This window comes from Mycobacterium marseillense (genome assembly GCF_010731675.1).
In the GTDB taxonomy this organism is placed as follows: domain Bacteria; phylum Actinomycetota; class Actinomycetes; order Mycobacteriales; family Mycobacteriaceae; genus Mycobacterium; species Mycobacterium marseillense.
The window spans coordinates 3555971-3574317 of sequence record NZ_AP022584.1 but is presented as its reverse complement, the minus strand read 5'-3'; the positions used below and the strand labels follow the sequence as shown (position 1 = coordinate 3574317).

General features: G+C 64.1%; 13 protein-coding genes. All 13 read left to right on the top strand.

The features are described from left to right. Nucleotides 1-90 precede the first annotated feature (90 nt). The 13 genes from G6N26_RS16415 to G6N26_RS16355 all read left to right on the top strand — a co-directional run bounded on the left by G6N26_RS16415 (nt 91) and on the right by G6N26_RS16355 (nt 18226). A complete protein-coding gene (locus tag G6N26_RS16415) occupies nt 91-1116 on the top strand; it encodes a MaoC family dehydratase (RefSeq protein WP_083020355.1) in 1026 nt (341 codons plus the stop codon). 23 nt (nt 1117-1139) lie between these two features. Beyond that, on the top strand, nt 1140-2330 hold the full coding sequence (locus G6N26_RS16410) for a CoA transferase (RefSeq protein WP_163648828.1): 1191 nt from the start codon (nt 1140-1142) through the stop codon (nt 2328-2330). Continuing rightward, complete coding sequence (locus tag G6N26_RS16405; RefSeq protein ID WP_083019330.1) at nt 2324-3637, top strand: amidohydrolase family protein; 1314 nt, start codon at nt 2324-2326, stop codon at nt 3635-3637. Before G6N26_RS16410 ends, G6N26_RS16405 begins: the two co-directional genes overlap by 7 nt. A gap of 368 nt (nt 3638-4005) precedes the next feature. Next, nucleotides 4006-5211: a sulfotransferase family protein gene (locus G6N26_RS16400; protein ID WP_083019331.1), complete on the top strand. Its 1206-nt coding sequence runs from the start codon at nt 4006-4008 to the stop codon at nt 5209-5211. Between the two features lie 58 nt (nt 5212-5269). Next, the gene (locus G6N26_RS16395) at nt 5270-6427 is read left to right on the top strand and encodes a TIGR03857 family LLM class F420-dependent oxidoreductase (RefSeq protein ID WP_064893375.1); all 1158 of its coding nucleotides are present in this window, start codon (nt 5270-5272) and stop codon (nt 6425-6427) included. A gap of 3 nt (nt 6428-6430) precedes the next feature. After that, the gene (locus G6N26_RS16390; protein ID WP_232067477.1) at nt 6431-8065 is read left to right on the top strand and encodes an acyl-CoA carboxylase subunit beta; all 1635 of its coding nucleotides are present in this window, start codon (nt 6431-6433) and stop codon (nt 8063-8065) included. A gap of 10 nt (nt 8066-8075) precedes the next feature. Beyond that, on the top strand, nt 8076-8966 hold the full coding sequence (locus G6N26_RS16385) for an enoyl-CoA hydratase/isomerase family protein (RefSeq protein WP_083019334.1): 891 nt from the start codon (nt 8076-8078) through the stop codon (nt 8964-8966). Then, the gene (locus tag G6N26_RS16380) at nt 8963-10930 is read left to right on the top strand and encodes an acetyl/propionyl/methylcrotonyl-CoA carboxylase subunit alpha (protein WP_083019336.1); all 1968 of its coding nucleotides are present in this window, start codon (nt 8963-8965) and stop codon (nt 10928-10930) included. Before G6N26_RS16385 ends, G6N26_RS16380 begins: the two co-directional genes overlap by 4 nt. After that, entirely contained in the window at nt 10927-12789 is a 1863-nt protein-coding gene (locus tag G6N26_RS16375; protein ID WP_083019338.1) for an acyclic terpene utilization AtuA family protein, read from the top strand. The genes G6N26_RS16380 and G6N26_RS16375 overlap by 4 nt, the downstream gene beginning before the upstream one ends. Further along, nucleotides 12773-13918, top strand: coding sequence for an acyl-CoA dehydrogenase family protein (locus G6N26_RS16370; RefSeq protein WP_083019340.1), 1146 nt, complete (start codon nt 12773-12775; stop codon nt 13916-13918). Before G6N26_RS16375 ends, G6N26_RS16370 begins: the two co-directional genes overlap by 17 nt. Nucleotides 13919-14226: 308 nt before the next feature. Then, a complete protein-coding gene (locus G6N26_RS16365; protein WP_083019412.1) occupies nt 14227-15018 on the top strand; it encodes an enoyl-CoA hydratase in 792 nt (263 codons plus the stop codon). A 331-nt stretch (nt 15019-15349) separates the two neighbouring features. Next, nucleotides 15350-16273 (top strand): alpha/beta hydrolase, encoded by a 924-nt coding sequence (locus G6N26_RS16360; protein ID WP_083019341.1) that lies wholly within the window; start codon nt 15350-15352, stop codon nt 16271-16273. Nucleotides 16274-16417: 144 nt separating this feature from the next. Continuing rightward, entirely contained in the window at nt 16418-18226 is a 1809-nt protein-coding gene (locus tag G6N26_RS16355; RefSeq protein ID WP_083019343.1) for a flavin-containing monooxygenase, read from the top strand. The last annotated feature ends 121 nt before the right edge of the window (nt 18227-18347 follow it).

Genomic DNA, 18347 nt, shown 5'->3' with positions numbered 1-18347 from the left:
GCCAAAAGCTGCGAATTTGCAGCAACAAGTCGACGTTGGGGCCCGATCCGAATTGACCCTCGATTCCACAGCCTGCCAGCATGGGGCGCTGTGACTAGTGACGGGTATGCGCGGATTCGCCAGGGTGGACCGTACTTCGACGACCTGTCGGTGGGGCAGGTGTTCGACTGGGCGCCGTCGATGACGCTGTCGTCCGGTCTGGCGGGCGCGCACCAGGCGATCGTGGGGGACCGGCTGCGCCTGGCGCTTGACGCCGATCTGTGTGGGGCGGTCACCGGTCTGCCCGCGCCGCTGGCGCACCCGGCGCTGGTGTGCGACGTGGCGATCGGCCAGTCGACGCTGGTGACGCAGCGGGTCAAGGCCAACCTGTTCTATCGCGGCCTGGTGTTCCACCGGTTCCCGGTGATCGGCGATTCCCTCTACACCCGCACCGAAGTCGTTGGGCTGCGCGCGAATTCTCCCAAGCCGGGACGGGCCCCGACGGGGCTGGTGGCGCTACGCATGATCACCATCGACCAGGCCGATCAGCTGGTGCTCGACTTTTACCGCTGCGGCATGCTGCCCGCCAGCCCGGATTGGCAGCCCGACCAGGATGGGTCAGCCCCGCACGACGACCTGTCCACCGTCGGTGCCGACGTGCCCGGCCCGGCGCACGACCCGACGGCGCAGTGGGACGGCGAGGTCTTCCGCACCAAGGTGCCCGGGCCGCACTTCGACCCCGGCCTGGCCGGCTCGGTGCTGCACAGCACCGCCGACGTCGTCAGCAGCGCTCCCGAACTCGCGCGGCTCACCCTCAATATCGCTGCCACCCACCATGATTCGCGGGTCGGCGGCCGCCGTCTGGTCTACGGCGGGCATACGATCGGGCTGGCGCTCGCGCAGGCCGGCAGGCTGCTGCCCAACCTGGCGACCGTGCTGGGCTGGGAGTCGTGCGATCACACCGGTCCCGTGCACGAGGGCGACACCCTCTACAGCGAACTGCACATCGAATCCGCCGAACCGGCCGAACACGGGGGAGTGCTCGGGCTGCGATCCCTGGTGTACGCGGTCAGTGAAACCGCGGCTGAGCCGGACCGGCCGGTACTGGACTGGCGGTTTCGCGCGCTGCAGTTCTAACGACGATGCGCGCCACGAGCACAATGGGGGACGTGAGCTCGGCCGCAACCACCTGGGGACGCAGCGGGCTGGCCTACCTGACCGGCCTGCCCGACGGGCCCGCCGACTTCTCCCGCGCCCGCGTGCTGTCCCGCGCGCATGAGGTGGCCACGGCCATCGGCGGCCGCTGGGCCATCGACGTCGACGCGGCCGGCCTGCTGACCGGGCGGGCCGCCCTGCGGGGGCTGACGCGCGCCGGCCGGGTCTCGCCCGGCGGTGCCACCCGCCTGCTCGCGGCGCGGGACGGTTGGTGCGCGCTCACCCTCTCCCGCGCCGACGACGTCACCGCCGTCCCCGCGCTCCTGCAGGTCGACGAGGTCGCCGTTGATCCGTGGCCGCAGCTGCAACGTTGGGCCGCCGTGGGTGGCGTCGCCGAGATCGTCGAGCGGGCGGCACTGCTCGACATCCCGGCCGCGGGCCTGGGCGAGGCGGCGGCCGCGCCGCCACGCGCACGGCGAATCGCGCCGACCGCGCCGCCGCGCCCGGCGCGGGGGTTGCTGGTGGCCGATCTGTCCTCGATGTGGGCGGGCCCGCTGTGCGGTCAGCTGCTGGCCCGCGCCGGCGCGACGGTCGTCAAAGTGGAAAGCCCGCGCCGCCCGGACGGCACCCGCGCGGGAGACCAATCCTTTTTCGACTGGATGAACCACGAAAAGCTCTGCTACGAGATCGGTTTCGACAGTCAAGCCGACGAATTGCGTGAGCTGCTCGCGGTCTGCGACGTCGTCATCGAGGGATCGCGCCCGGCGGCGCTGGCACGCCGGGGCCTCGGCCCCGAGGACATCGCGCCACGAACGGGCCGAATCTGGTTGCAAATCACCGCCTATGACGGTCGCAGGCCGGGATTCGGGGACGACGCCGCCGTCGGCGGCGGCCTGGTGGGCAGCAGCGCCGAGGGGCCGGTGTTCTGCGGCGACGCCATCGCCGACCCGCTGACCGGGCTGCAGGGGGCCCTGGCGGTCGCCGAATCCCTGGCGCGCGGCGGTGGCGAATTGATCCAGCTGTCCATGGCGGCCGTCGCCGCGACCTACGCGGCGCTACCGACGGGGCCGTCGGAGTCGCCCGAGCCGGTAGCACCACCACCCGCCCCGCCGCCGACCCCACCCGCGTCCCGGCTGGGCGCCGATAACGAGGCGGTGCGCCGGCTGGTCACTCAAAGGCGTTGCCTGTCGTGCTGATTCGTCAAGCGACCCTGCTGGACGGGACCGTGACCGACATCAGGGTCGGTGCGCAGATCGAGGAGATGGCGCCCTCGGGTGACGGCCTCACGCCCCGGGCTGGGGAGGGCGTGCTCTACGCGGGCGGCGGAACCGTGCTGCCCGGGCTGCACGACCACCACGTGCACCTGCGCTCGGCGGCCTCGGCGCTCGATTCGTTTTTCGTCGGGCCGCCCGGGGTCAGCACCGAAGCCGAGCTCACCCAGCTGCTGACGAACGCCACGCCGGGACCCGACGGGTGGATTCGCGCTGTCGGCTACCACGATTCGGTCGCCGGAGAACTCGACCGCGCGGCCCTGGACGCGATGGTCCGCAGCGTTCCCGTGCGCATCCAGCACCGCAGCGGCGCGCTGTGGATCCTCAACTCCGAGGCACTCGGCCGCGTCGGCCTGGCCGAACACCCCGACGGCCGGCTGCGCAGCGCCGACGACGGCTGGTCGCAGGCCCTGGACCGGCGCGAAACAGACCTGGCCGAGCTCAGCCGCCGCATCACGGCGACCGGTGTCACCGGCGTCACCGACGCCACTCCCGATCTCGACGCCGACGATATGGCCGCGCTGGTGGCCGCGCACGGCCGCGGCGAGTTCAGGCCACGGCTGCGCTTCCTGTCACCGGGCAAGAAGATCCTGCACGACGACCGCCTCGACCTCGACGGCCTCACGGAATGGATTGCCGGGCAGCACGACACGGGGCAGCCGGTCGCCGTGCACTGCGTGACCGCCGCGCAGCTGGTGGTGACCATCGCGGCCCTGCGTGCCGCCGGCGGCCATCCGCAGGACCGCATCGAGCACGCCGCGGTGGTGCCCGACGACAGCCTGGCCGACCTCGCCGAGCTCGGGGTCTCCGTGGTCACCCAGCCCAACTTCGTCGCGGAGCGCGGCGACCAGTACCTCGCCGAGGTTCCCGCCGCCGAGCACGATCAGCTGTGGCGCGTCGCGGCGCTGCGCAACGCGGGGGTGCCGGTCGCGCTGTCCACCGACATGCCGTTCGGCCACGGCGACCCGTGGACGGCGATGCGCGCCGCGGTGCACCGCACCACACCGAGCGGAGCCGTTCTGGGCGCCGGCGAATGTGTCTCGCCGTCAACGGCTTTGACGATGTTCCTGGGCCGCGCCGATCAGCCGGACCGGGCACGCGCCGTGCGCCCCGGGGAGCCGGGCGACCTGTGCGTGCTCAGCGAGCCGCCGGCGACGGCGCTGGCCGAGCTCGACGCCGGCATGGTGGCCGCCACCGTCGTCGGCGGCGAGCTGGTGTACTTCGCGATGTGACCGGCGCTCAGGACGCCGGGGCGAGCGCCGCGCGCAGGATGTCGCATTGGCTGCCAAGAACTGTTGCGACACTTGGGCCTTTTAACAAGACAAGATCGAACCCGTGGTGCCGACACAATCCTCACCGGCGATACCCGATCGGCCCCGGTGGGTCGCTCGGAACCCCTCCAGAGAAGGTTGAGCGCATCGCGCTGAGTTGAGGTTCAGGAACCTCGAGCGCATAAAGATGTGCGCCTGCTCCGCCACTTTGACAAGTTAGCACTTACTATGTTAAATCCTTTGGCAGAGAGTGCAGGGTGCGAGGCAGCTTCCCAACTCGGCGCGAAGAGATCGCAACACCTGGACCCAGAACGTGAAACGAGGCAGCGATGACCGCCGATAAAGACGCATCCGAGCCGATCGACCGCGTACTGAACGTCGAGAGGCTAATGGACGCAGCGGTATCCGAGACTGGTCTGGATGATTTCGGTCCCGAGCGATTCCGAGGAGCGCTGGAGGCATATCTACGAACCGTCTGCACCGAACTCAATCTCGGCGCCAACGGCGTCGTGGCTGAGCAGGCGTACGCTCACCGGTTACTCGTGAATCGTCTCCGATTCCACCGGGATCTTCGCGAGCATCCTGAGATCGCATCCGAAGTGGTGTCGAATCCGATCATCATTGTCGGTCTGCCTCGGACCGGCACGACCAAACTGCAGCGCGTGATGTCGCTAGATCCGAGCGTTCAACCGCTCATACTGTGGCAAGCGTTGAACCCGGCGCCTATGCCGGCCACAGGGAGCGACGGACGTGATCCGCGAATCGACCTGGCGGCTGAAATGATGGGGGCCCTTGACGCGGAGTCGCCGGACTTCAAGGCGATTCATACTCTCAACCCCGAGGAGCCCGACGAAGACGTCTGGCTACATGACTTCGCCTTCGAGGCCCTCGGCAGTGCAACTCGGGTCGGCTCCTTCACACTCGCCGAGGAATTGGGGAAGGGCGACCACCAACGGCATGTGTACGAGTATGAGAAATCTCTGCTGCAGTATTTGCAGTGGCAGAACGGGACCAATGGGCCCTGGATACTCAAGTCGCCGGTGCATATCGGCAACCTCGCTCCGATGGCCGAGGTTTTCGACGGGGCAACGATCGTGCATTGCCACCGAGATCCGCACGTGGCGATCGCGTCGACGCTCAGCGGACTCGATGGCCTGAGGCAGATGTTGACCGGCTGCCCGGCGGACGACCTCAAGGCTTTCGGGGAAGGATGGCTGCGATTCTGGGCGGCGGAGACAGCCAAGAACCTCAACCAGAGACGCACACTCGCGGAGCGCATTCGGATTGTCGATGTCGCATACGACGACATACGAAGCAACACCATCGGGGTGATCGAGGAGGTGTACCGGGCTTGCGGTCGCTCGCTCACACCGGATGCCGCAGGCCTCATGGAGCGCTGGGAGCAACAGAATCCCCAAAACAAGTTCGGCAGTCACGAATACTCCCTCGATCGTTACGGTCTCACCGATGACCAGGTCCGGGCCGCGTTCGGCGACTATTTGGATCAATTCGGATCACTGGTCGGCGCGCGATAGGAAGGCTTGACATATGACACAAATAAGCGACGTCGGCCGTCAATCCGATGGTGACGACGTGACGACGGACGAGCCAGTGCCGGTGGTCGAGGACTTGAGTGGTTACATCCTGGGTGGTCGAGCCGACCCCGCGTTCGGGGTTGCTCAGGCCGTAGAAGCCGAGCGATTGGGTTTGCGCCGAGTCTGGGTCAACGAGCGGCTCGACTTGAAAAACGCGGGGGTCCTGCTCGGCGCCATTGGCGCCAGCACCAGCAGACTTGGCGCAGGAGTGATGCCGATGACCTCATTGGCTCGCTCGCCCATCGTCACGGCGTCTATTGGAAGCACTCTGCATAACGCGTTTGGCCCGAGGTTCACACTCGGTCTGGGTCGCGGTGCCACCGACGAGTGGGTCGAGGCATTCGGCGTGGGTGAAGCCTCGTACTCGGAGTTGGTGGATTACGCCAATGTCGTGAAAGGCCTCTTGCGCGGCGAAGAAGTCACGTATGAAGGGTCGTTCGCCTCATACCGGAACGTCTCAGTGATAGATGCCTATGACGGCCCGCCACCAGAGATCTGGTTTGCGACGCTCGGTGGGCCGAAGTCATCGCGAGTAGCCGCTCAAACCGCATTCGACGGCACCATGCTGACGCCACTGATGACGGTGGATGCTGTGGCGCGCAGCGTCGAGGAGACCAGGCGGGAATGTGAGCGCATCGGCCGGGATCCGGCGACCCTGCGTATTTGTGCAGGAGTCGCTGCGGCGCCACCCCCTCCGTCGCATATCGATGTATCAAACCTGCCAGCGTCGATGACGAATCCCGCCTACGGAAACGGACTCGTCACGCCCGCCGTTCTGAAGGGAGTGATCGCCTTGACCTGCACGGAATATACGGGCTACCTCCGGCGAAACGGCTGGGACACGGCGCTCATGGACCGTATCGTCGGCCATTCAGCATTCCAAAGCGGCGCAGAGTTGAGTTCGACCGACCGCATCAGCCGTGACCGCACGAAGTTCCAGGAGGCTGGTGACCTGGTGCCGGATTCATGGTTGCGTGATTGTGCATTGGTCGGCTCGATCGACGATTGTGTACAGACTTTGCAATCCTTCCGCGACGCTGGCGCTGACGAAATCGCGCTCTACTTCGCGACTCCCGCGCAATGCGCCGACCTCATTGCTGCATGGCGCGATCACCAAACTGCTGCGGCGTCCCAACCCGGAAGCGCGGGGTGCTAGCCGGTGGCCTTGTTCCGCAGCCGAATCGACACGGCGAGCGACGGTTTCGTAGGTAACCGAGAGGCAATGCTGGCGCTGGTTCGGCAGCTACGCGATTTGGAAAATCGGGCCCGACAGGCTTCAGAGCGCTCGACGGACCGTTTCGCTCGCCGCGGCCAACTGTTGCCGCGCGAGCGGTTGGCCCGTGTTCTGGACCCGGGCGCGCCGTTTCTTGAATTGCAGAACCTCATCGGTTTCGGGATGACCGACAGCGGCGAAGATGCCGACCGGGATGCCTCCGTACCCGGGGGGAACCAATTGGTGGGAATCGGGTTCATCTCGGATGCCCGTTGTGTAGTCGTCGTAACCGACAGCGGGATCAACGCTGGCGCGTTCAATAACGCTGGCAGCGCGAAGATCGCACGCGCCCAATCGATTGCATTCACTAACCGAATGCCGTTCGTGCACCTTGTCGAAAGTGCCGGCGCCAACATCCCCGCCTACCGAGTGGAGAACTTCGTCAGCGGCGGGCAGTTGTTCGCCGGGCTCGCGCGACTGTCCGCCGCGGGGATCCCGGTCATCACGGTGTTACACGGATCATCCACGGCTGGTGGGGCGTACATGCCTGGCCTGTCCGACGTGGTGATTGCCGTTCGAGGGTGCGCCAAGATGTTCTTGGCCGGACCACCGCTGTTGAAGGCGGCTACCGGAGAGGTTGCCACCGACGAGGATCTTGGTGGTGCACAAATGCACGCCGACGTGTCGGGGTCGGTGGAGTTCCTCGCCGAGGATGACAACGATGCGATCCGGCTGTGCCGTCAAGTAGTCGGCAGGTTGGGTTGGGGTCGGACCAATCTGCGACCCTCCCTGACCGGCTTCGCCGAGCCGGTCTATGACCCGGATGAGATCGCTGGGGTTGTCCCGGTCGACTACCGCACCTCCTACGACGTGCGGGAGGTTATCGCCCGGATCGTCGACGGCTCCCAGCTGAGCGACTTCAAGCCACGCTACGGCGCACAGACGGTCTGCATCGAGGCCGAAGTTCATGGCCATCCGGTGGCGTTCGTCGGCAACAACGGTCCGATTGACAACAGCGGGGCCACCAAGGCCGCACACTTCATCCAGCACTGCGCTCAGATCGGCACTCCGATTACGTATCTACAGAACACCACCGGCTACATGGTGGGGACGGCAACCGAGCGCGGAGGAATGATCAAGCACGGCTCCAAGATGATCCAAGCCGTGTCCACCGCTCCGGTTCCACAGTTCACGTTCATGGTCGGTGCCAGCTACGGAGCCGGGAACTACGGAATGTGCGGTCGCGGCTTCAACCCTCGGTTTCTGTTCAGCTGGCCTAACGCGCGAATCGGATTGATGGGTTCCAGTCAAGCGGCCATGACGATGCGGATCGTCGCGGAGGCAGCGGCTCAGCGCAAGGGCGAGACGTTGGCGTCCGAGGCCATCGCCCGCAACGACCGGATTATCACCGATGTACTGGAACGACAATCCGATGCGTTCTACACCTCTGGTCGCGGGCTCGACGACGGCGTTGTCGATCCGCGCGACACTCGCCGCGTGCTGGCATTCATGCTGGCGACTGCCGCGGAGGCAGACCAGCTCGACCTGAAACCGGTGACCTTTGCCGTAGCCCGAATGTAAGGGAGGGCACATGATGGAGCTGAACGAGATGACCGACGTGTTGGTGACCGTCCGCGCCGGCTCGCTCTTCGTCACCTTGAATGATCCAACAAATCGAAATGCGCTGTCAGACAGCATTCTTGAAGACATCGAGCAGATCTGTGCACACGTCGTAGCTAGGCAGGGATACTACCGAGGGCTGGTGCTGCGCGGGGCCGGAGGCGTGTTCAGCGCGGGGGGCAACATCAAGACGTTTAGCCACGACTACCAAAGCGCGGACACTGCAGCGGATTCCATAGCGGCAGCCAACCGCCGCTATGGAGCGCTACTCAGTTGCCTCGATGCGCTGCCACTTCCGGTGATCGCCGCGGTCGACGGCGCAGCGAGGGGTGGGGGAGTGGGACTGGCGGCGATTGCCGACGTCGTGATCGCAACGGCTGATAGCACGTTCTCGCTGACTGAGACGACGTTGGGTCTCCTCCCAGCACAGATTGCCCCGTTTGTCGCCGCGCGCGTGGGCCGTCATACCGCCAGACGCCTGATGTTGACGGCATCCCGGCTCGACGCCGCGGCCGCCGCCGCGGCGGGTCTTGTCGACGAGGTCGTCGACGATTCTTGCGCCCTCGATGCCGCCATCGACAGGACACTCGGACGAGTTCGCCGCTGTGCACCGCGTGCCAACGCGGCCACCAAGGCACTCGTCAACGCCTCAGCACGGCTGCCGTTGGCGGATCTATTGGACCATTCGGCGAAGCAGTTTGCCGCTGCGATGGTTGCGGCTGAAGCCAAGGAGGGGGTTGCCGCCTTCCTAGAGCACCGTCGGCCCGCTTGGGCGGCGGGCCATGAAGCAGATTCAGATCATCCAGTGCGGGCCGTCAGCGCAGCCACATGCGCGACCCGTCCTGCAGAGGAGAACGCATGAGTCTTGACACCATCCTCGTGGCCAACCGTGGCGAGATCGCGGTTCGCGTCATACGCACGGCCACCGCCATGGGTTACCGCACAGTGGCCGTGTACTCGGACGCCGACGCCGCGGCCCCCCATGTGCGATTAGCTGACGAGGCGGTACGGATAGGCAGGGCTCCGGCTCGAGAGTCCTACCTCGACATCGGTCGCTTGATTGACGCGGCCAGACAATCGAAAGCCACAGCAGTACATCCTGGCTACGGATTCCTATCGGAGAATGCCGATTTCGCCCAGGCCTGTTCGGACGCCGAACTCGTGTTCATCGGGCCGTTGCCTGACACGATTCGCATCATGGGGAACAAGGCCGCGGCAAAGCGGTTGATGGCCGATGGTGGGGTTCCGCTGCTGCCCGGATACCAAGGACTGGAGCAGACTGACGAGCGACTCATTCGCGAGGCGCAATACATAGGATTCCCGCTGATGGTGAAAGCCGCCGCCGGCGGCGGGGGCAAGGGAATGCGGCTAGTCACGTCGGCGACGGAGTTACCAGATGCACTGAGCACTGCGCGCCGAGAAGCATTGTCCGCGTTTGGTTCTGACACCCTGATCTTGGAACGTGCGCTGCGGCAGCCTCGTCACGTAGAGATCCAGATCCTCGCCGATATGTACGGCCATGTCATCGCGGTTGGCGAGCGGGATTGTTCGGTGCAGCGCCGGCATCAGAAGATAATCGAGGAATCACCTTGTCCGGCAATCGATGACACAACCCGACGCGCGATGAGCGAGGCTGCCGTGACAGCAGCGAAAAGCGTGGGATATGTCGGCGCGGGTACCGTCGAATTCCTCCTGGACGCCGATGGCACGTTTGCTTTCCTCGAGATGAATACCCGCTTGCAAGTCGAGCATCCGGTGACCGAGATGGTCACAGGACTGGACCTCGTGGAATGGCAGTTGCGAATTGCCGACGGAGAAATTCTCACCCTCAGCCAAGACGATGTGGTATTGCGTGGCCACGCGATCGAAGCTCGCCTCTACGCGGAGGCCCCCGGTAAGGGTTACTTGCCCGCGACTGGCGGAATCGAGCTGTGGCGACCACCGACAGGCTGCGGCGTTAGGGTCGACGCGGGAGTCGGCACTGGCACCGTCATTAGTCCTCACTACGATCCGATGCTGGCCAAGATTATCGCGCACGGTCGTAACCGTGGCGAAGCTCGCCGCCGGCTGATCAAAGCTCTCGAAAGCACTACCGTCGCGGGCATCACCACCAACCGCGCTCTGCTGGTTCGCATCCTGCGCCATCAAAAGTTCGCCGACGCGCATGCGACGACTGCGTTTCTCGATGAAGTCGACTTGCGTGACGATCCGACGCCGGCATCTCGTGACCTTGCGGTGGCTGCTGCGTTACTTCATCGCAAGCGCGAAGCCGGCACAACTCAACGATCGCCCGGACTGGTGGGATGGTCCAGCAACGGAGCCCCTCGGACCCTACAACGCCTCGCTGTAGCCGACAAATTCATTGATGTCCAGATCAGCGGGGCGTCGAATGAACTCAGCGTCACGGTCGAAGGCGTATCACATGTAATCGATGTTTCCAGCGCACCAGCTGATGTGTGGATCGATGGGTCTAGGACATCCGTTGACTACTGCTGCCCAACGCTTGACCGCATTGCCGTCCGTTTGGGGCACCTCGACCTGGATGTGCGTGACGTGCTGTTTGCTCCGCCCGAAAGCAACCGTGGGGCGGGAAGCGGTGAGGTCACCGCGCCGATGCATGGCACCGTCACTGCGAAGCTGGTCGAGGTGGGCGACGAAGTCGCCGTGGGTCAGCGCTTACTCGTCCTTGAAGCGATGAAGATGGAACAACCGTTGGTCGCCGATATTTCGGGAATCGTCACCGAGATCGTTGCTGCCGGTGTGCAGGTCGCGGCCGATGACATTCTCGTTCGGATCGAGCCCCAGGAAGCCGCGGTGCCGCAGTGAGCGACCGTACGGTGAACATCGGAGGCGGCGCGGGCATGTGGGGTGATTCGTGCCTGTCTACCGCTCAGCTGCTCGCCGACGGTCGATGCGACTACGTGATCTACGACGCGCTCGCCGAAGTCACCATGGCCATCCTGACTAAGGCGCGAATGAAAGATCCGGATCGCGGCTACGCAGAGGACATCATTGCCAACATCGGCGCCCACCTGTGCCACTTGCGTGAGCAAGGCGTGAGGGTCGTCACCAACGCGGGCGGCGTCAACCCGCAATCCGCAGCCGCGCGGCTTCGCTCGATTGCGTCCGCCGCCGGCGTCGAGATACGCGTCGCCACTGTCAGTGGTGACGACCTCATGCCGAAACTCGGCGTGCTGCGCGCGCAGGGCATATCTGAGCTTACCCGGGGCACGCCGATCCCTGACCATCCAATCAGCATGAACGCGTATTTGGGCGCTCAGCCGATCGCCGCTGGCCTCGCGGCAGGTGCGGACATCGTGATCACCGGCCGGTGCGCTGACAGCGCGCTGGCACTCGGCCCGCTTATTCACGAATACGGTTGGGGGCCGAATGATTTCGTAAATCTGTCGGGCGGGAGCTTGGCCGGACACCTGATCGAATGCGGACCACAATCTAGCGGTGGACTGCTGACCGATTGGGAGGATACCGCGAGCTGGGCGAACGCTGGATTTCCTATCGTGATGGTTCGCGAGGACGGGGCGTTCGATCTCACCGCCGCGAAAGACACCGATGCATTGGTCGATCGGCGCACTGTCATCGAACAGATGCTGTACGAGATCGCCGATCCCGCAGCCTATCTGTTGCCAGACGTGACATGTGACTGGACGGATGTCGAGGTCAACGAGGTGGCGCCCAACCGCGTGGCGATCACGGGCGCGAAGGGCATCGCTCCTCCCCTGACGCTGAAGGCGTGTGGCCAGGTCCTTGATGGTTATCGGACACAAATTTTGTTCTTCCTCGGTGGTCGTGACGCCGTAAGGCGTGCGCGCAGGGCTGGGCACGACCTGCTGACTCGCGCTCGGATGTTGTTCGCCCAGGCCGGGTACGCCGACTTTCGCAATACGCTGGTGGAAGTCCTTGGCGCGGAGGACACTTACGGCGGGAATGCCCGCGACAATGCGACTCGCGAGGTGATGGTGCGCATTGCCCTGCACCATGACGACCCCGCGGCACTAACCAGATTCGTGCGTGAATTTCCCTCGATCGGTCTGGGCGGTCCGTGCGGAATGGGACTGGGAGGGGCCGCGTTGCCCAAAGCGTCGCAGGTTCTGCGCCTAGATTCGTATCTGATTCCGCGCGATTTGGTAAGGGCGGAGGTTCGCATCGACGGCCAGCTAGTTAGCACCGATCATCTGAGCGACACACCCGGTTCGCTGTGCCGGCCTCTCGATCAACCGCGCGGAACCGACGTCGAGGTGCCTGACGATCTCAAGGGACCCACAGCAGAACTTCCCCTGGTGGCAATTGCGTTCGGACGCAGCGGCGACAAGGGCGACAACGTCAACATCGGTATCGCGGCGCGCCATCCGGATTTCGAACCAATCATCCACGCACAGGTGACAGCAAGTCGGGCCGCCGATTTTCTTCGCCACTTCGGCGCGTCCGCCGTCGACCGGTTCGTCCTGCCCGGTACCCACTCTGTCAATTTCGTGCTGTACCGAGCTCTGGGTGGCGGTGGTACATCCTCCCTACGCATCGACCCGCAAGGCAAGGCGGCAGCCCAGCAGTTGTTGGACCTACCGGTCCGAGTCCCGGTCGCGATGTTGGCGCATCCCGGCTTGCGCACCGTGCCTGAGGTCGAAGCTGCGCGGTCCGGCAGGAGTTGCGATGCAGTTCGTATCTGAGCACGAAGCGTTCCGCGACACCGTCCGCCGCTTCGTAAGGGAGCGGGTCAACCCATTCGTCGATGAGTGGGAACGCGAGGGGATGATGCCGCTGCACGAGATCTTCAAGGAGATGGCAGGGCTGGGCATGCTGGGTTTGGAATATGACCCATCGTTTGGCGGCCAGGGCGCCGACCACTCGTTCACGGTCGTACTTGCCGAGGAGGCCGGACGTTGTGAGAGTGGCAGTTTCGGCTTGGCGCTAGGGGTGCAGGTGGCGATGGCAACACCGTCGCTGCATGACTACGGCTCCGACGAGCTGAGGACCTCCTACCTGGCGCCCGCAATGCGCGGTGAGCTGGTCGGCGCGGTCGCAGTAACGGAACCCGACGCAGGGTCGGACGTCTCCGGCATCCGTACCCACGCCCGTAGAGACGGTGATGACTGGGTGATCAATGGCTCGAAGATCTATATCACCAACGGGATACAGGCCGACTGGATATGCGCCCTGGTTCGCACGTCCGAGGAGGGCGGCTATCGGGGGATGAGCCAGATCATCATCCCTACGGACCGCCCGGGATTCACGGTAGCCAAGAAATTGAACAAGCTAGGTATGCGGGCCTCGGATACCGGCCTGCTGAGCTTCGATGGTGTGCGAGTCCCAGTGGCAAACACAATCGGCGAGATCGGCCGCGGGTTCCAACAGCAGATGGTGCAGTTCGTCACCGAGCGAGCCTGGGGCGTCTACAGTGCCTATGCGGCTTGCAGTGGAGCATTGGAACGTACCAAATCCTATGCGCTCCAGAGGAAAGCTTTCGGTAAAGCGATTGCCGCACAACAGTACCTCCAGTACACCTATGCCGAGCTGGCGGCTGAGGTGGACATGCTGGGTCGCTACAACTACGCCATCGCCGACGCATTTATCGCAGGCGAGGACACCCGGCGGATGGCCACGATCGCCAAGCTCAAGGCTGGTCGACTCGTCCGGCAGGTGGGTGACTGGTGCCTGCAAGTACATGGCGGCATCGGCTTCATGGAGGAAACGTGGACGTCGCGATTCTTCCGCGACAATAGATTGACCAGCATCGGCGGGGGCAGCGATGAGGTGATGCTTCGGGTGCTGTCCCGAATGGACGGGTTCACCAATTGAGCGCTGCCTAGATCTACTAATTCGTGCACGATTGGAGGGCTGCATGCGAAATATCTTCCGGCATAGAGTGATTAACGCACGCTGCGTTCATGGCGTTCGGGCGCCCTCGGACGCTAACCCGCATCCACCGCAGTGAGCGGCCTTTATCTTGAAACGGACGGCGCCACCTCTCGAGTACCGCGGCGGCCGAAACCGATTATGCGCGCCGCGCTGCAACGGACCGGCGTCCCCTTTTCCGACTTTGCCAGTGCTACAGCGCTATTTGTGCTTCAGACGATGTACGACGCCATATGCTTGGAGGTGCAGTGATGACACAGACCGAGGGTGACCCCGAATCCGGGGTGTCCGTCGAGCGGGGGAACTCGGTGAGCACGATCACGATCGATCGTCCGAGACGCATGAACGCCCTCACCTATCGAACCATGGTGCGACTGGCGGAATGCGTGGAAATCGAGGCGCAGCGCTCCGAGGTACGTGCCTTGGTGCTGACAGGCAGGGGTGGGTCGTTTAGCGCAGGTGCGGATCTTTCCTCGCCGGACGATCAGAGTGTTACGCCCGAGGATGGGGTGCGCGCAGCGAATCGCGTCGTCACAGCGATACTCAATGCGCAGGTCCCCGTTGTGGCCCGGGTACCGGGCGCCGCGGTAGGCGTGGGTGTGCCTATCGCGCTGGCTGCCGACCTGGTGGTGGCCAGCGAGGGCGCCTACTTTCTGCTGGCCTTCACCAAGGTCGGCCTTATGCCGGACGGTGGTGCATCGCTCTTGGTGACCGCTTCAATCGGGCGGGCGCGGGCCATGGCCATGGTCATGCGTGCTGAGCGGGTGCCTGCGTCGGCTGCCGTTGCGATGGGGCTGATCGATCGGGCGGTGCCGGCGGATGAGTTGGACGCGGCAGTGGATGCGTCGGTCACTCATTTCGTTCGAGGACCGCGGCAGGCATTCGTGTCGGCCAAGCGTGCCATCAATGCTGCGGCGCTCGATCTACTCCCTGCCACCATGGAACGCGAGGTCGAGGGCCAGTCAAAGCTCTTGCGCTCGAACGACTTCTTGGAAGGGGCCAGGGCGATGTTGGGGAAGCGACCGCCACAGTTCACCGACTAGTTTGGCCCAAGCACGGTCGCCCGATCGTCGTCGACCTGCCCCCGGTCGAAGACTGCGGTTGCTCAGATGAGCGTGGCATCGACCGTGCGGCGGTGGACCTTTGGATGCGTGCATGACAATCCTGGTCGCAACACACCGCGAATGGCCCGAACCCTCGGTCTGACCGGGCCATCGTGGTTAGGCAAGTGCTGACTAAAGGGATGGCTGTTGACAAATAGTAAGCACTCACTACGATAGACCGAAAGACTGAGACGCCCTGCGAAGACTCGATTGTCGCGACCGCCATCACGTCAACCATCTCTCGCCAGAGCGGTCGCTTTTAGGAGAATGCATGCCCATCCACCCACAGGCGCAAGCACTCATCGACATGATGGCAGGCGCCGGGTTCGACGGTATAGAGCACCAGCCCATCGAGAACGTGCGCTCGTTGGTCAGCGCTATCGCAAGCATGGGCGGTGACCCGCCCGACGTCTACGAAGTCCGCGAAACAACGATTCCCGGTCCGGGTAGGGACATTGCAGCACGGCTCTATCGGCCAGCCTCGGATGTGCCGCTCCCCGTGTTTGTCTGGCTACATGCGGGCGGCTGGGCGTATGGCTCCGTGGACTTGAACGATCAGTTTTGCCGCATGGTCGCCAATGGGGTGGGATCCGTCGTTCTGAATGTGGATTACCGCCTCGCGCCCGAGAATCCATATCCGGCTGCGCTCGATGATGTGATGACCTCGATTAGCTGGGTGCGGGAGCATGGTAGCGAGATCGGTGGCGATGGTGACCGCATCGCGATTGGTGGCGAGAGTGCCGGGGGGAACCTGGCCGCGGCCGCCGCCCTGCACATGCGCGACTCGGGTGCCAAGCCACTGACCCATCAAATCCTCGTGTGCGCAGCGCTCGACTCCGCGATGACCGCTGCGTCCTATGCGGAGCATGGAGAGGGCAAGTTCTTGACCAAGTCACTTCTGGCTTGGGCCTGGAACAAGTACGCGCCCGGCCACCTGAATGAGCCGTATGCGTCGCCCTTGAAGGCGTCGGACTTCAGCGCGCTACCACCTGCTCTGGTCATCACCGCCGAGTGCGACCCCGCGCACGACGATGGGGTTGCCTACTACAAGCGTCTCCTTGATGCGGGCGTCGCGGCCGAGTGGATCGACTACGAGGGCATGATCCACGGCTTCTTCCTGATGGCGACACTGTTCCCGCAGGCTCACGAAGCCACCCAGGCTGTGATCGACGCGTTGGCCAAGGCGTTCGCGTGAGGCGCGAAGGCGACGACTCGGGCATTCCAGTGGCCTTTGCGGCCCCCGGCGCTCGGGCTTGTTGAGAAGTAGTAAGCGTCAGCGCTTTAGCCGCGCGGTGTCGTGACTTCATTGCCAGAAATTGTCAGCGGAAGGAACTAGCGAATGGTTGCAAAGATTGACGCGGAACAGTTAGGGTTCGACCCCGATTTCCTGCGAGAGCGCTACCGCGCCGAGCGTGATAAGCGACTCAGGACTGACGGCATCCAGCAGTACATCGAACCCACGGGCGACTTCTCCCGCTACGTTGACGATCCCTACGTGGAACGCGTTACTGCTCGGGCGCCGCTCACCGACCAGGTTGATGCATTGATCGTCGGAGGTGGTATCGGCGGCCTGCTGGCCGCGGCCAGGCTGCGGGAGGCGGGGCTAGAACGAATCCGCGTGGTTGACAAGGCGGGCGACTTCGGTGGGACGTGGTACTGGAACCGCTATCCAGGCGCTCGGTGCGACATCGAGTCCTACATCTACCTTCCGTTGCTCGAGGAGACGGGTTACATCCCCACGGAGAAGTACGCCACGGGGCCGGAGATCCTCGCGTACCTGCAGTCGATCGGACAGCATTACAAGCTGTACGAGGACGCGTGCTTCCAGACCGAAGTCTCCGAGATTCGATGGGACGAGGCCGACACACGGTGGGTCGTTACGACCAACCGCAACGATGCAATGCGGGCTCGGTTTGTCGTGATGTCGAGCGGGCCGCTGAATCGCCCGAAGCTGCCCGCCGTACCGGGTATCAGCAAGTACAGGGGACATACGTTCCACACCAGCCGATGGGATTACGACTACACCGGGGGGTCCCCCGAAGGTGGGCTGGAACGACTCGTGGGCAAGAGGATCGGTGTCATCGGTACCGGTGCCACCGCCGTGCAGATCGTTCCACACCTGGCCGAATCCGCTGGGCACCTCTATGTGTTCCAGCGGACCCCCTCCTCGATTAGTGAGCGGCGAAACGCGCCAACCGATTCGACTTGGGCCGCCAGCCTGCAGCCGGGGTGGCACCGCCAGCGGATGGAGAATTTCAATGCCCTTGTATCGGGCCTGCCCCAGGAGGCGGACCTTGTCGGTGACGGCTGGACGGACATGATGCGCAAGGTTGGTGGCTTCTTGACCGGGACGCCGGGTGCCGATGTGGACATGGCAGCGGTAGCCGCAGCCGTAGAACTTGCCGACTTTCAGAAGATGGAAGAGTTACGGGCCCGCATCGATGACATCGTCGAAGATTCCGCTACCGCCGAGGCGCTCAAGCCCTATTACCGCATGTTCTGTAAGCGGCCATGTTTCAGCGATGACTACCTCCAGGCATTCAATAGGCCCAACGTGACTCTGGTTGATACCGATGGGCAAGGAGTCGAGCGGTTCACCGAGCGCGGTATGTGCGTGAAAGACGTCGAGTACGAACTGGACTGCGTGGTGTTCGCAACTGGGTTCGAAGTAGGTACATCGCCTATTAAACGGGCTTGCCTCGAAGTTATCGGCCGCGACAAGGTACGGATTTCGGAGAAGTGGGCCGACGGCTTCTCGACCTTGCACGGCCTCCACAGCCATGGTTTCCCCAACATGTTTCACCTCGGCGTGACGCAGACCGGATTGACGGTCAACGTCCCGCACATGCTGGCTGAACAGACTGGTCATCTCGCTCACATCGTTAAAGAGGCCCTGAGGACTGGGGCGACGTATATCGAAGCCAACGCCGACGCTGAAGCCGAGTGGGTTGCCACGATCAACCGCCTCCAATTCCTTAACGAAGGCTTCCTGAGTGAGTGCACTCCCGGCTACTACAACCAGGAGGGCATGCCGAGAGGTGGCCACAGCCTGCTGGCGGGTCAGTACGGCGAGGGCCCGGTCGCATTCTTCGCGCTACTGGATCAGTGGCGGAAAGACGGACACTTCGCCGGGATGACCATTCGGTGACGCAGAGTGATCCAGAGGGCTCGTTGCGGAACACGAGGATGCCAAGCGGCATGGGAAGGGAGGAACTGCATCGCCCCGCAGCGGGAACGCGAAACAACAACGGACTCGGCCAATCGGCTGG